Source organism: Streptomyces sp. CBMA156, from assembly GCF_014596515.1.
Taxonomy (GTDB): domain Bacteria; phylum Actinomycetota; class Actinomycetes; order Streptomycetales; family Streptomycetaceae; genus Kitasatospora.
The window spans coordinates 1-15017 of sequence record NZ_MSJQ01000343.1 but is presented as its reverse complement, the minus strand read 5'-3'; the positions used below and the strand labels follow the sequence as shown (position 1 = coordinate 15017).

Below are 15017 nucleotides of genomic sequence, written 5' to 3'. Positions count from 1 at the left end.
ACCGGCGCCCCCGCCACGACCGGCGCCCCGGCCCGGACCGGTGCCCCCGCCGCGACCACCGGTGCCCCCGCCCCCGCCAAGCCCTCCGCGAAGGCCCCCGCCGCCGCCCCGAAGCCCCCGGTTCCCGCGGACGGCAAGGACGTCACCTGCGAGGGTGCCGTCACCAAGACCATCGCCTCCCCGCTGACCCGCCCGATCAACCACCTGCTGCTCACCGTCACCAACACCGGCTCCGGCACCTGTTACCTCTACGGCTACCCGGCCGTCCGGTTCGGCGAGGCCCAGTCGGTGCCGCCGGTGATCGAGGACTCCAAGCCGCAGGCCGTCGTCACCCTCAAGCCCGGCGAGTCCGGCTACGCCTCGGTGAACCTGTCCGCCGCCGACGGCAGCGGCGCCCACGGCCACACCGAGACCACGCTGGCCGTCTACTTCCAGGGCCCGTCCGGCAACGAGAGCGTCGGCGCGGGAAGCAACCCCGGGCTGCCCTCGAAGGGTCTCTACATCGACGACTCGCTCAAGGTCACCTACTGGCAGCAGGACATGGACGACGCCGTCACCTGGTAGTTCCTCCGTTGTGTTCCCATGGGCGGCGGCGCCCCGGCCCCGCCGTCCGCGGCGGACGCTCCGCGACCGGGGGATCGCCTGCCGTCATATGCTTGTCATATACATCTAAGGGGGGTGCGTGGAGTTCCGACTGCTGGGCACGGTGGCCGTGCTGGCCGCGGACGGCCGGGAGCTTCCGGCCGGATCGGCCAAACGCCGCAGCCTGCTGGCCATGCTGCTGCTCCACCCCGGAGCACCGGTCACCGTCGAGCGGCTCACCGAGACCCTCTGGGACACGGAACCGCCCCGCCACTCGCGCACCGTCATCCACAACCACGTCTCCGGACTGCGCGCCCTGCTCACCACCCACGGCGCCCCCGCCGCCGGCGTCGAACTCGTCACCGACAACGGCGCCTACCTGCTCCGGGCGCCCGACCTGGCCGTGGACACCGTCAGGTTCGACCAGCTGGTGGCCCGCGCCCGCACCCTGGACGACGCTCACCAGGCCGCCGCCGTCCTGCGCGAGGCACTCGCCCTGTGGCGCGGCCCCGCCCTCGCCGGCACCGCCGGACTGCCCCTGCGCTACGCCGCCCAGGCCCTGGAGGAACTGCGCCTGGCCGCCACCGAGGAACTGGCCCGCGCCCACGGCCGGCTCGGCGACCACGGCGCCGCCGCCACCCTCCTGCACGCCGAGGCCACCGCCAACCCGCTGCGCGAACCCCTGATCGCCGGACTCATCCACGCGCTCGGCCGCGCCGGGCGCCGCTCGGAAGCCCTGGACTGGTTCCACCGCACCCGCCGGGCCCTGGCCGAGGAACTCGGCATCGACCCGGGCCCCGAACTCGCCGAGGCCTACGACCGCCTGCTGCACGCCGGGGCGTCGGCCCGCGCCGGGGACGGCGGCGCGGTGCTGACCGGACGGCTGTCCACGGCGAGCCACCCGTGGCTGGCGGACCACACCGTGCTCGGCCGGACGGTCGTGCCCGGCACCGCGCTGGTCGAGCTGGCGCTGCGGGCCGGCGAACAGGTCGGCCGGACGGTGCTCGACGAGCTGGTGGTGCAGTCGCCGCTGACGCTCCCCGAGCGGGGCGAGGCGCAGGTCCAGGTCAGGGTGGCCGCCCCCGGCGAAGGCGACGACTGCCGGGTGGAGATCCACGCCAGGACCGGCGACCGGGCCCCCTGGACCTGCCACGCCACCGGCCTGCTGACCGGGGCCGCCGAGGCCGAGCCCTTCGACCTGACGGCCTGGCCGCCGCCGGCCGCCGAGCCGGTGCCGCTGGACGGCTTCTACGACACGCTGGCCGGCAGCGGCTACGGCTACGGCCCGGTGTTCCAGGGCCTGCGCGCCGCCTGGCGGGCCGAGGACGCGGTGTACGCCGAGGTCGCGCTGCCCGACGAGGCCGCCGAGGACGCGGCCGGCTTCGGCCTGCACCCGGCGCTGCTGGACGCGGCGCTGCACGCGGTCGGCTTCGCGGGCGGGGCCGGGACCGGGGGCACCGCCCTGCCGTTCGCCTGGACCGGCGTCCGGGTGGACGCGGTGGGCGCCTCGGTGCTGCGGGCCCGGATCACCAGGACCGCCGACGGCGTCGCGCTGCGCCTGGCCGACGGCACCGGGCGCCCGGTGGCCACGGTCGGCTCGCTGGTGATGCGCGAGGTGTCCCCGGAGGCGCTGGGCGCCACCGCCCCCGCAGGACCGGACGCGCTGTTCGCGGTGGACTGGCGGCCGCTTCCCCCGGCGGCCGGTGCTGCGGAGCCCGACCTGACCGCCTGGGCGGTGGTCGGGTCGGCCCCCGAGGGCGGGGCGGGCCACCGCCACGCCGACCTGGCGGCACTGCTCGCCGACCTGGACGGGGGAGCGGACGTACCGCCCGTGACCGTCCTGGCCGCGGACACCGGCGGGGAGTCCGCCGCCACCGCCGTCCACCGGGCGACCGCCCGGGTACTCGGCGAGGTGCGGGCCTGGCTGGCCGAGGAGCGGTTCGCCGACTCCCGGCTGGTGGTGCTGACCCGCGGGGCGACGGCGGCCGGAACCGGCGGCGACCCGGCCGGAGCCGCCGTGTGGGGCCTGGTCCGCTCGGCGCAGACCGAGAACCCGGACCGGATCGTGCTGGTGGACGTCGAGACCGAGGGCGGCCAGGCCGACCCCTGGGCCGGCTGGCCCGCGCTGGTCGGCGGCGAGGAGCCCCAACTCGCCGTCCGCGGTGGCGACGTACGGGTGCCGCGGCTGGTCCTGGAGACCACCGTCGCCCGGCTGACCCCGCCGGAGACGGCGGGCGCCTGGCGGCTCGGCATCGCGGGCCGCGGCGCCGGACTGGAGGACGTGGCGCTGGTGCCCGCGCCGGACGCCGACGCGCCGCTGAAGGCGGACGAGGTGCGGGTCGCGGTGCGCTCGGCGGGCCTCAACTTCCGCGACGTGCTGATCGGCCTGGGCATGTACCCGGACCGGACGGCCGCGATGGGCTCCGAGGCCGCCGGCCTCGTGCTGGAGGTCGGCGCCGGGGTGACCGACCTGGCCGTCGGCGAGCGGGTGTTCGGCTTCTTCGCGGGCGGCGCGGCCGACCGGGCCGTCACCGACCGGCGGCTGCTGGCCAGGATGCCGGAGGGCTGGTCGTTCGCCCAGGCCTCGTCCGTGCCCCTGGTGTTCGCGACCGCCTACTACGGGCTGCGTGACCTGGGCGAAGCCAGGCCGGGTGAGTCGGTGCTGGTGCACGCGGCGGCCGGCGGTGTCGGCATGGCGGCCGTCCAACTGGCCCGCCACTTCGGCCTGGAGGTCTTCGGTACCGCGAGCGCGGGCAAGTGGCGCACCCTGCGGGAGCTGGGGCTGGACGAGGAGCACATCGCCTCCTCGCGCGACCTCGCCTTCGAGGAGCGGTTCCGCGCCGCGACCGGCGGGCGCGGGGTGGACCTCGTACTGAACTCGCTGGCCGGCGAGTTCACCGATGCCTCGCTGCGGCTGCTCGCCGAGGGCGGGCGCTTCCTGGAGATGGGCAAGACCGACATCCGGCAGCCCGACGGCGTCCGGTACCGGGCCTTCGACCTGGGCGAGGCGGGGCCGGCCAGGATGGGCGGCATCCTGCACGAGGTCATCGAGCTGTTCGAGGCCGGTGCGCTGCGGATGCTGCCGATCACCGCCTGGGACGTCCGGGACGCCGTCGGCGCCTTCCGGCACGTCAGCCAGGCCCGGCACGTCGGCAAGAACGTGCTCACCGTGCCCGCGCCGCTCGACCCCGAGGGCACCGTGCTGATCACCGGCGGCACCGGGACGCTGGGCGGGCTGCTGGCCCGTCACCTGGTCGCCGAGCACGGGGTGCGGCACCTGACGCTGCTGAGCCGGCGCGGTGCGGACAGCCCGGACGCCCGCGAACTGGTCGCCGCACTGGCCGAGTCGGGCGCCGAGGCCGAGGTGGTCGCCTGCGACGCGGCCGACCGGACGGCACTGGCCACGGCGCTCGGCGGCCTCGCCCGTCCGCTGACCGGAGTGGTGCACGCGGCCGGTGTCCTGGACGACGGGGTGTTCGGCGCGATGACGCCGGAGCGGCTGGCCACGGTGCTGCGTCCGAAGGTGGACGCCGCGCTCAACCTGCACGAGCTGACGGTCCGTCACGACTTGGCGATGTTCGTCCTGTACTCCTCGGTGTCGGGCACCTTCGGCTCCGGAGGGCAGGCCAACTACGCCGCGGCGAACGCCTTCCTGGACGCCCTGGCCGCCCGGCGGACGGCCGAGGGCCTGGCCGGCCAGTCGCTGGCCTGGGGCCTGTGGGAGCAGGCCAGCGAACTCACCGGCCACCTCGGGAAGGCCGACCAGGCCAGGGCCGGCGGTCTCAGCGCGCCGCTGTCCACCGCCAGGGCGCTCGCGCTGTTCGACCGGGCGCGCGGCGTGGGCCGGTCCCACCTGGTGCCGGTCGAGATCGACCTGGGCGTCCTGCGCGCCGCCGCCCACCCGGTGCCCGCCCTGCTGCGCGCGCTGGTGCAGGGGACGGTCCGCCGGGCCGCCGACAACCGGGGCGCGGACGGCCCCGCGCTGGCCGAGCGGCTGGCCGTGATGGCCGACGCGCAGCGCGACGCGACCCTGCTGGACCTCGTCACCGGGAACGCCGCGGTGGTCCTCGGGCACGGTTCGACAGACGCCGTCGCGGCCGACCGGCCGTTCAAGGACCTCGGCTTCGACTCGCTGACCTCGGTCGAGCTGCGCAACCGGCTGAACACCGCCACGGGCCTGCGGCTGCCCCCGACCCTGGTCTTCGACCACCCGACCCCGGCCGCGCTCGCCCGCCACCTGCGGGAGAGCCTGCTGCCCGAGGCCGACCCGGCCGAGGACCTGCTGGCCAGGCTGGCCGGGATGGAGGCCGACCTGGCCGCGCTGGCCGGGGCGGAGCGGGCCGGGGTCCGCGCCCGGCTCGAACTGCTGCTGGACCGGCTGCGCGACAACGACGGGCCGTTGGAGGCGCAGGACGACAGCGACCTGGAGTCCGCGACGGCGGAGGACATCTTCGCGCTGATCGACGACGAGCTGGGGAGCTGACCCGAACGCCCGGTGCCCGGACCCGCCGTCACGGCGGGCCTGGGCACCGGGCGTTGCGGCCGGGGTCCGGGCTCAGAGGCCGGACCGGGGGCTCAGGTCACCAGGCCGCGCCGGAACGCCTCGCCGACCGCGCCCGCCCGGTCGCGCACCCCGAGCTTGTCGTAGATCCGCAGCAGGTGGGTCTTGACGCTGGCCTCGGTGATGAACAGCCGGCTGGCGACCTCCTTGTTGGAGGAGCCGTGGGCGACCAGCCGCATCACCTCCAGCTCGCGCGCGCTCAGCATGCCGTTGCTGGGCCGCCGCACCCGGTCCATCAGACGCTTGGTGATGGTGGGGGAGAGCATCGCCTCGCCCCGCGCCGCCACCCGGGCCGCCCGGAGCAGCTCCTCGGTGGGCGCGTCCTTGAGCAGGTAGCTGGTGGCGCCCGCCTCGATCGCGGGCAGCACGTCGTTGTCGGTGTCGAAGGTGGTCAGCACCAGCACCCGCACCTCGGGCGCGGTCTCGCCGAGCCGGTGGATCGCGGTGACGCCGTCCATCACCGGCATGCGCAGGTCCATCAGCACCAGGTCGGGCTTCAGCTCGGCGACCAGGTCCAGTGCCTCGGCGCCGTTTCCGGCCTCGCCGACCACCTCGAACTCGGGGCTGTTGGTGAACGCGCCGCGCAGGCCGTCCCGGACGATCGGGTGGTCGTCCACGATCAGCAGCCGGACGGGGACAGGCTGTTCGCTCATGACCCGGTGCCCCGGCGGATCGCGGGCACGCTCGCGTTGACGGCGGTTCCGGTGCCCGGCGTGCTCTCCACGGTCAGGGTCCCGAGCACCCGGTCGAGCCGTCGGCGCAGGCCGTCCAGCCCGTACCCGCTGTCGCCGTCGGCGGGCGGCGGCCCGTCCAGGTCGGTCACGGTGAAGCCGACACCGTTGTCGTGAACGTCCAGCATGACCGTGTCCTCCAGGTAGGAAATAGTCAACCTGACCTTACTGGCACGGGCGTGCTTCGCGATGTTGGCGAGGGTCTCCTGGGCGACCCGGAACAGCGCGATCTCGATCTCCGTCAGCAGCGGGACCGGGTCGCCGGTGGCCTCCACCGAGGCCGGGACGTCCTCGCGGGCCGACCAGCGCCGCGCGAGGTCCTGGATGGCGCTCGGCAGGTGCGCGGCCTCCTCCAGCTCCGCCGGGCGCAGCGCGGCCACCGAGCGCCGGGCCGCGGTGAGGCTCTCCCTGGCGAGCATCCGGGCCTGTTCGAGGTGCCACTCGCGCTGCTCGGGCTGCGGCCTGGTCCGGTCGGCGGCCTGGAGCTGGGTGATGATGCCGGCCAGCCCCTGCGCGATGGTGTCGTGGATCTCGTGGGCCATCCGCTGCCGCTCGTCCTGGATGCCCGCCTCCCGGGCCTGGATCAGCAGTTGGGCGTGCAGGCCGTTGTTCTCCGCGATCGCCGCCTTCAGCTCGGCGACCAGCCGGCGGCGTTCCTCGCTGCGCTGGTTGAAGCGGTGCGCCAGGTTGCCGAACACGCCGATCAGGCAGGTCTGGAGGGAGACCGAGGCGGCCGCGATGGCGATCCGCTTGGAGTTGTCCGGCACCCCGCTGGGGACCAGGTTGATGATCAGTGAGGTGGCGCCGACGCTGACCAGGGCCCACTGCGGCGGGAGCAGGTCGTAGGCCTGGACGAACCCGATCACGGCGAACACGAAGAAGATCGGGTGCTGCGTCATCAGCAGGGCGGCCAGCACCTGCTGGCCCGCCACGTAGGTCAGCATCGGGCCGGTGCGGCTCCGCCACTTCCCGGACCGCAGGGTGTACATCGCCAGCGTCCAGGCGGCGGTGACCGCGACCAGCGGGAGGAGGGTGAGGTGGGAGTGGACCGCGCCCTCCTCGGGCGCCAGGGCGGCCAGCACCGTGGCCAGGCTCAGCAGCGCGACGGGCAGGGGGGTGAGGAACCGGCGGTAGCCGATCGGCTCGTCGCTCTTCATGCTGCTCCTCGGCCCCCGCGGTGCCGCGGCCGGACGCCCCGGCCGCGGATGATCCAGACTATTCCTACTCCCAGCGGAAGAGCCGCGCCGCCAGCACGCCGAAGACCAGGCAGTAGGCGGCGAGCACCAACAGCGGTGTGGCTCCGGGCATGTGACCCTTGGCCACGTCCCCGAAGGCCTGCACGGAAGCGCCCAGCGGGGTGTAGTCGCCGATCTTGTTGACGGCTTCGGGCATCTGCTGGCGCGGCACGTAGAGGCCCGCGAAGAACATCAGGGGGAAGAAGAGCATGCTGCCCGCTCCCGTCGCGGCCTTGGTGGTCTTCATCACGGACGCCAGGAAGAGCCCGATGCACAGGACCGCCGCGACCGAGAGGAAGAACGCGAGTGCGAAGGCGGCGGGCTTCTCCGGGAGTTTGACGTCCCACAGCAGCCGGGAGGTGGCCAGCACCAGGATGGTGGTGGCGGTGGAGACGGTGGCCTGGACCACGAGTTGGGCGATCAGCACCCGGGCCGGGCCCACCGGAGTGGTCGAGAGCCGGCGCAGGATGCCCTTCTCCCGGTAGCCGACCAGGTAGGTCGGGGTGATGAAGAGACCGGTCAGCGCGAAGGCCAGCACCACCAGGACGGGGGTGAAGTAGTCGATGCTGCGCTGGCCGAGGTCCGGGTTGATCTCCCGGGAGGAAGGGATGCTGCCGATGATCACCACCAGGGCGACCGGGAAGAGCAGCGTCCAGAAGTAGGCGGCCGGGTCTCGCAGGAAGAGCTTGAACTCCACGGCCGTGAGTCGGTTCATCGCCCGCACGGGGGTCTCCTTACAGGGGGTCTGGTCTTGGTCCGGGGGCGGGGAGTCAGCGCGAGGGGTGGTCGAACCTGCGGCCGGTCAGGGCGAGGAACGCGTCCTCCAGGCTGGCCAGTTCGGCCCGCAGGTCGGCGGCGACGATCTGGTTGCGGGCCAGCGCGGAGGTGACCGCGTACACCAGGTTGCCGGTGCCGGTGACGACGACCTGGGCGCCGTGCCGCTCGACCGACGTCACCTCGGGCAGCGAGGTGAGGATCCAGTCGTCGAGGTGGGAGGTCGGGCGGAAGCGCACCTTCTGCTCGGCGCCGACGCCGGCCACCAGCCCGGCCGGGGTGTCCAGGGCGACGATCTTGCCGCCGTCGATCAGGGCCAGCCGGTCGCAGAGCCGCTCGGCCTCCTCCATGAAGTGGGTGACCAGGAGGACGGTGATGCCGCGCGACCTGACCTGCTCGATCAGCTCCCAGGTGTCCCGGCGGGCCGCCGGGTCCAGGCCGGTGGTCAGCTCGTCCAGCACGGCCACCTTCGGGTTGCCGACCAGGGCCAGGGCGATCGACAGCCGCTGCTTCTGACCGCCGGAGAGGCTGGCGAACGGGCTGTCCAGCTTGTCCAGCAGGTTCAGCTCGGCGAGCAGCTCCCGCCAGTCGGCGCTGTCGTCGTAGAAGGAGGCGTACAGCTGCATCGCCTCGGCGACCCGGAGCTTGTCCGGCATCTCGCTCTTCTGGAGCTGCATGCCCAGGATCTGGTGCAGCTTGGAGGCGTCGCGCTGCGGGTCCAGGCCGTACACCGAGATGGTGCCGCCGGTCGGCTTGCGCAGCCCGGCGATGCTCTCGACCGTCGTGCTCTTCCCGGCCCCGTTGGGGCCGAGGATCCCGAAGATCTCCCCCTCCTGCACTTCGAACGAGATTCCGTCCACGACGACCTTCTGGCCGTATTGCATCCGCAGGCTCGACACGACGATCGCTGACACGGTCCTGCCCTCCGTCCTCTAAGGTCCCACCAGTGTCCGGCTCGCACCGTTTCGCGCGGATCGACCCGGCGATATCCGTACGGTGGAACTTCCCGCGATCGAATGGTTGACACCCGGAGTGCTCCGCCCGCCCCCCAGTCGTCGCGACGCGCTCCGGGGGCCCCTATTTCCCCTCCCCGGGCGGCGGTTAGGGGTGTCCGGCGCAGGGCGCCCGTGCCTACGCTCGGCCCCAATTCGCGGAGGCTGAAGGGGCACGGGACCGATGGAGTCGAGTGAGCGGCAACTCCGGGCGCAGATGCGCTTCTTCCACGACCTGGTGCGCAAGCTCGCCGCCGACGGCGATCCATACGCCAAGGTGCTGAGCGCGCCGGACAACCCCTACCCGGCGTACGAGGCGATCCGGGCGCGCGGCGTGCTGTACCACAGCCCGCTCAACACCTGGGTCACCGCCGACCACGAGCTCGCCAACCAGGTGCTGCGGGACAAGCGCTTCGGCGTACGCATGGCGAACGGCGACAAGGTGCCGGAGTTCATGAACTTCGACAACTCCATGCTCGGCCTCGACCCGCCGGACCACACCCGGCTGCGCCGGATGACCGTGCCGACCTTCAACCCGCGCATCGTCGAGCGCTGGCGGGGCCGGGCGGAGGCGATCTGCCACCGGCTGATCGACGACATCCTGGCCAAGGGCGGCCGGTTCGACCTGATGACCTCCTTCGCCCACCACCTGCCGACGGCGGTGATCGGCGACCTGGTCGGCATCCCCGAGGAGGACCGGGAGCAGTTCCACCTGCTCAGCCGCGAGATCACCCCCCTGCTGGACGGCGTGGTCACCTACGAGAAGTCGGTGAGCGTGCACGCGGCGCTCGACGGGATGGCCGAGCTGTTCGGCCGGATCGTCGAGCAGCGCAGGGCCGATCCGCGCGAGGACATGATCAGCCGGATGCTGCCGCTGGTCGACGAGGGCAGCCTGACCATGGCGGAGCTGCTGCCGCTGTGCATGTTCCTGCCGCTGGCCGGCACCGAGACCACCGTCAACCTGATCGGCAACGGCATCCTGGCGCTGCTGCGCCACCCCGAGCAGTGGCGGATGGTGGCCGAGGACCCGGAGCTGGCCCAGGGCGCGGTGAACGAGACGCTGCGCTACGACCCGCCGGTGCAGACCTACCGGCGGATCGCGCACGAGCCGGTCGAGCTGGCCGGCGTCACGCTGGCGGTCGACGACGAACTGGCGATCGTGGCCGCCGGGGCCAACCGGGACCCGAAGGTCTTCCCCGACCCGGAGCGCTTCGACATCACCCGGTCCAGCCGCAACGACACCCTGGCGTTCTCGGCGGGCATCCACTACTGCCTCGGCGCGCCGCTGGCCAAGTTCGAGGCCGAGGTGGCGTACCAGACCCTGATCACCCGGCTGCCCGACCTGCGGCAGGCCGGACCCGTGCGCAGGCGCGGCTCCTTCATCATCCGGGGGCTCCAGGAGTTCCCCCTGTCGGCCGGCTGATCCCGGCGTCGGCGCGCGGCCCCGTCCAGGGCCGCGCGCACCGGGGCCCGGGGACCGGCAAGGGCCAGGCAGGTCGCCGGGCGGCATTCCGGCGGGAACCCGCAGGACAGGGCCCCGGTCCTGCGGGAAACGCCCCGGACCGAACCCCTAACTGTGGGGCCGGGATCCGGGGACGGCGCCCGCCCCGCTTAGGGGTTGGTGCCGGTGGGTTCGCTCCCTAAGCTCGCGGAGGATGCGCCACCGGGTCGGACGGGAACTCCTCCCGGACAGCCGCGGTGGCCCTGTGTGAAGCACCGAATCCGCCAGGTCGACGCGGTGGACGAACGTCCACCCGTGCATTTCGTACGGCAATTTCCGGCGCATCAAGTGTTGAGGTGGCCATGCCTGAGTTCCCTGCCGATGACGCTGCCATCGCCGTCGTAGGACTCGCCTGCCGACTGCCGGGCGCCACGACACCGCGGGCCTTCTGGGAACTGCTGTGCGACGGCGTGGACGCGATCGGCGAGTTCCCCCTCGACCGCGGCGACCTGCCGGCCGAGGGCGTGCCGCGCCAGGGCGGATTCCTCGACCGGATCGACGGGTTCGACCCCGGCTTCTTCGGCATCTCGCCGCGCGAGGCCACCGCCATGGACCCCCAGCAGCGGCTGATGCTGGAGCTGAGCTGGGAGGCGCTGGAGGACGCCCGGATCGTCCCGGACGCCCTGCGCGGCAGCCGCACCGGCGTCTTCGTCGGCGTGATGGCCTCCGACTACGCCACCCTCGCCCAGCGCGGCGGCGCCGCGGCCATCGGCCCCCACTCGCTGGCCGGCCTGCAACGCGGCCTGATCGCCAACCGGGTCTCCTACGCCGTCGGGCTGCGCGGCCCCAGCATGACCGTCGACGCCGGACAGTCCTCCTCGCTGGTCGCGGTGCACGTGGCCGCCGACAGCCTGCGGCGCGGCGAGGCCACCCTCGCCCTGGCGGGCGGCGTGCACCTGATCGCGGCCCCGGAGAGCACCGTCGGCGCGGCCCGCTTCGGCGCGCTCTCCCCGGACGGCCGCTGCCACACCTTCGACGAGCGCGCCAACGGCTACGTCCGCGGCGAGGGCGGCGTCGTCGTCGCGCTCAAGACCGTCGCCAGGGCCGTCGCCGACGGCGACCGGATCTACGCCGTCATCCGCGGCAGCGCCGTCAACAACGACGGCGGCGGCGACAGCCTCACCACCCCGAGCCGCGACGCCCAGGCCGACGTGCTGAGCGCCGCCTACCGCCGGGCCGGCATCGCCCCCGACGCGGTCCGCTACGTCGAACTGCACGGCACCGGCACCGCCGTGGGCGACCCGATCGAGGCGGCGGCCCTCGGCGCCGTGCTCGGCGCGGGACGCACCCCGGGCACCGCGCTGCGGGTGGGCTCCGCCAAGACCAACATCGGCCACCTGGAAGGCGCCGCCGGCGCCGCCGGCCTGCTCAAGGCCGTCCTGTCGGTGGCCCACCGGCAGCTCCCGCCCAGCCTCAACTTCGAGCGCCCCAACCCGCGAATCCCGCTGGACGAACTCGGCCTGCGGGTGCAGACCGCCCTCGAACCCTGGCCCGAGGGCCCGCGGATCGCGGGCGTCAGCTCCTTCGGCATGGGTGGCACCAACTGCCATGTCGTGCTCGCCGAGTGGCCGGGCCAGGCCGAGGCCCCGCGCGAGCGGACCGCCGCCGACGACGCACCGGTGCTCTGGCCGCTGTCCGGCCGCACCGAGGACGCGGTGCGCGAGCAGGCCGCCAGGCTGCGCGCCCACCTGGAGGCCGCCCCGGCCGCCGACCCGGCCGACATCGGCCACTCCCTGGCCACCACCCGCGCCGCCTTCGCCCGCCGGGCCGTCGTGGTCGGCCGGTCCCGGGACGAACTGCTGCGCGGCCTCGGCTCGCTGGCCGCCGGCGAGCCCGTGCGCGGAGTGGTCTCCGGCGAGACCGACGAGGGCCGGACGGCCTTCCTGTTCACCGGTCAGGGCTCGCAGCGGGCCGGGATGGGGCGCGGGCTGTACGAGGCGTTCCCGGTCTACGCCGAGGCCTTCGACGCGGTCTGCACGGAGCTGGGGCTCCACCTCGACCGGCCGGTGCGCGAGGTCGTCTTCGAGGGCGCGGAGGACCTGGACCGTACGGTGTGGACCCAGGCCGGGCTGTTCGCGGTCGAGGTCGCCTCGTACCGGCTGCTCGAATCCTGGGGTGTGGCACCGGAGTTCCTGCTCGGGCACTCGATCGGGGAGATCGCGGCGGCGCAGGTCGCCGGGGTGTTCTCGCTGGCCGACGCGTGTGCGCTGGTGGCGGCGCGTGGGCGGCTGATGCAGGCGCTGCCCGAGGGCGGCGCGATGCTCGCCGTGCAGGCGACCGAGGCCGAGGTGCGCGAGGCGATCGGCGAGCGGCTGGACGTCGCGGCCGTCAACGGGCCTACCTCGGTGGTGGTTTCGGGCCCCGCCGAGGTGGTGGACGAGTTCGGCGCCCGCTGGAAGGCCGAGGGGCGCAAGACCAGCCGGCTGACCGTCTCCCATGCGTTCCACTCGGCGCTGATGGAGCCGATGCTCGCCGAATTCGCCGCCGTCCTGGAGGAGTTGACCTTCGCCGAGCCGCGCATCCCGGTCGTCTCCAATCTGACCGGCGCGATCGCCGAACCCGGGCTGCTCACCACCCCCGACTACTGGGTCCGCCAGGTCCGCGAGGCCGTCCGCTTCGCCGACGGCGTCGAGACGCTCAACGGCCAGGGCGTCACCCGCTTCCTCGAACTCGGCCCGGACGGCGTGCTGTGCGCGATGGCCAGGCAGGCCGGCGCCGAGGGCGCGCTCGCCCCGGCCCTGCGCAAGGACCGCGACGACGCGCAGACCCTGCTCGGCGCCGTGGCCGTGTTGCACACCGCCGGGGTGGCGCCCGACTGGGACGCCGTCTTCGCCGGCCACGACCCCCGGCCGGTCGACCTGCCCACCTACGCCTTCCAGCGCCGCCGCTTCTGGCTGGACGCCCCCGCCCGTCCGGCCGCCGGGCCCGTTCCCGCCGCGCAGGCCCCGGCCGGCACACCGGCCGAGCCCGTCGCCGAGCCTCTCGCCGGGCGGCAGGGCGAGCAGCGGGACGAGCGGGCGCTGCTGCACCAGATCCGCGCCCAGGTCGCCGCCGTCCTCGACTACCAGAGCCCCGGCGACGTCGACGCCCGGCTCACCTTCCGCGACCTCGGCCTCGACTCGCTCACCGCCGTCGAACTGCGCGACCGCCTCGCCGCCGCCACCCGGCTGCGGCTGCCGGACTCCCTGGTCTACGACCACCCGACCCCGCTGCGCCTGGCCGGCCACCTCTCCGGCCTGCTCTACGGCGAGCCCGCCACCGTCACGCCCGGCACCCCCGCCCCCGGCGCCGCGAGCGACGAGCCGATCGCGATCGTCGCCATGAGCTGCCGCTACGCGGGCGGCATCGACACCCCCGAGGCCCTGTGGCAGGCCGTCTTCGAGGGCCGCGACCTGGTCACCGGCTTCCCCGAGGACCGCGGCTGGGACATCGCGGGCGTCTACGCCGACGAGGGCCGCAACCCGACCGGCACGCTCACCCCCGCCGGGGCGTTCCTGACCGACGCGACCCGTTTCGACGCGGCGTTCTTCGGCATCTCCCCGCGCGAGGCCCTCGCCATGGACCCGCAGCAGCGGCTGCTGCTGGAGACGGCCTGGGAGGCCGTCGAGCGCCTCGGCGTCCACCCCGCCGAACTGCGCGGCAGCCGTACCGGCGTGTTCGTCGGCGCCACCGCCCAGGACTACGGCCCCCGGCTGCACGAGGCCCCGGCCGACCTGGAAGGCCACCTGCTGACCGGCAACACCGCGAGCGTCGCCTCCGGCCGGATCGCCTACGTGCTCGGCCTGGAGGGCCCGGCCGTCACCGTCGACACGGCCTGCTCCTCCTCGCTGGTCGCCCTGCACCTGGCCGCCCAGTCGCTGCGCCTCGGCGAGTGCGCCCTGGCCCTGGCCGGCGGCGCCACCGTGCTGGCCACGCCCGGCATGTTCATCGAGTTCAGCAAGCAGCAGGGCCTGTCGGCCGACGGCCGCTGCAAGGCCTTCGCCGACGGCGCCGACGGCACCGGCTGGGGCGAGGGCGTCGGCCTGCTCGCCCTGGAGCGGCTCTCCGACGCCGAGCGGCTGGGCCACCCGGTGCTCGCCGTGATCCGGGGCAGCGCGATCAACCAGGACGGCGCCTCCAACGGCCTGTCCGCGCCCAACGGCCCCTCCCAGGAGCGGGTGATCCGGCAGGCGCTGGCCGGCGCCGGGCTGACCGCCGCCGACGTGGACGCCGTCGAGGCGCACGGCACCGGCACCGCCCTCGGCGACCCGATCGAGGCGGGCGCCCTGCTGGCCACCTACGGGCAGGGCCGCCCCGCCGAGGACCCGCTCTGGCTCGGCTCGGTGAAGACCAACCTCGGGCACACCCAGGCCGCCGCGGGCGTCGCCGGGATCATCAAGATGGTGCAGGCGATGCGGCACGGCACCCTGCCGCGCACCCTGCACGCCGACACCCCCTCCGGCCGGGTGGACTGGAGCGCCGGCGCCGTCCGGCTGCTCACCGAGGCCAGGGACTGGCCGGAGCGCGACCGTCCGCGCCGGGCGGCGGTGTCCTCCTTCGGCATCAGCGGCACCAACGCCCACATGATCGTCGAGAGCGCGCCGCAGGCCGCCCCGGTGCCGGCCCCGGACGCCGGGACCGGCCCCACCGGGCCGCTGCCGT

8 protein-coding genes are annotated in these 15017 nt (G+C 74.4%); 4 read left to right on the top strand and 4 right to left on the bottom strand.

Annotated features, from left to right (window positions below; translation table 11 throughout):
* Both BU198_RS29570 and BU198_RS29565 read left to right on the top strand, forming a co-directional pair.
* A partial coding sequence (locus tag BU198_RS29570) for a DUF4232 domain-containing protein (RefSeq protein WP_188299920.1) occupies positions 1-564 on the top strand: 564 nt, incomplete at its 5' end.
* A 118-nt stretch (positions 565-682) separates the two neighbouring features.
* On the top strand, positions 683-5065 hold the full coding sequence (locus tag BU198_RS29565) for an SDR family NAD(P)-dependent oxidoreductase (protein ID WP_188299919.1): 4383 nt from the start codon (positions 683-685) through the stop codon (positions 5063-5065).
* Between the two features lie 92 nt (positions 5066-5157).
* Here BU198_RS29565 and BU198_RS29560 read toward each other — a convergent pair whose 3' ends face one another.
* From BU198_RS29560 to BU198_RS29545, 4 genes are all read right to left on the bottom strand, one after another.
* Positions 5158-5796 (bottom strand): response regulator, encoded by a 639-nt coding sequence (locus BU198_RS29560; RefSeq protein WP_188299918.1) that lies wholly within the window; start codon positions 5794-5796, stop codon positions 5158-5160.
* A complete protein-coding gene (locus BU198_RS29555; protein WP_188299917.1) occupies positions 5793-7031 on the bottom strand; it encodes a sensor histidine kinase in 1239 nt (412 codons plus the stop codon). The genes BU198_RS29560 and BU198_RS29555 overlap by 4 nt, the downstream gene beginning before the upstream one ends.
* A 64-nt stretch (positions 7032-7095) precedes the next feature.
* Positions 7096-7824, bottom strand: coding sequence for an ABC transporter permease (locus BU198_RS29550; protein WP_188299916.1), 729 nt, complete (start codon positions 7822-7824; stop codon positions 7096-7098).
* Between the two features lie 55 nt (positions 7825-7879).
* The gene (locus BU198_RS29545) at positions 7880-8797 is read right to left on the bottom strand and encodes an ABC transporter ATP-binding protein (RefSeq protein ID WP_317620373.1); all 918 of its coding nucleotides are present in this window, start codon (positions 8795-8797) and stop codon (positions 7880-7882) included.
* Between the two features lie 262 nt (positions 8798-9059).
* Here BU198_RS29545 and BU198_RS29540 point away from each other — a divergent pair, with 262 nt between their 5' ends.
* Positions 9060-10298, top strand: a complete 1239-nt coding sequence (locus tag BU198_RS29540) for a cytochrome P450 (RefSeq protein ID WP_188299915.1) — start codon at positions 9060-9062, stop codon at positions 10296-10298.
* A 380-nt stretch (positions 10299-10678) separates the two neighbouring features.
* On the top strand, positions 10679-15017 hold a 4339-nt coding region (locus BU198_RS29535), incomplete at its 3' end, for a type I polyketide synthase (protein WP_188299914.1).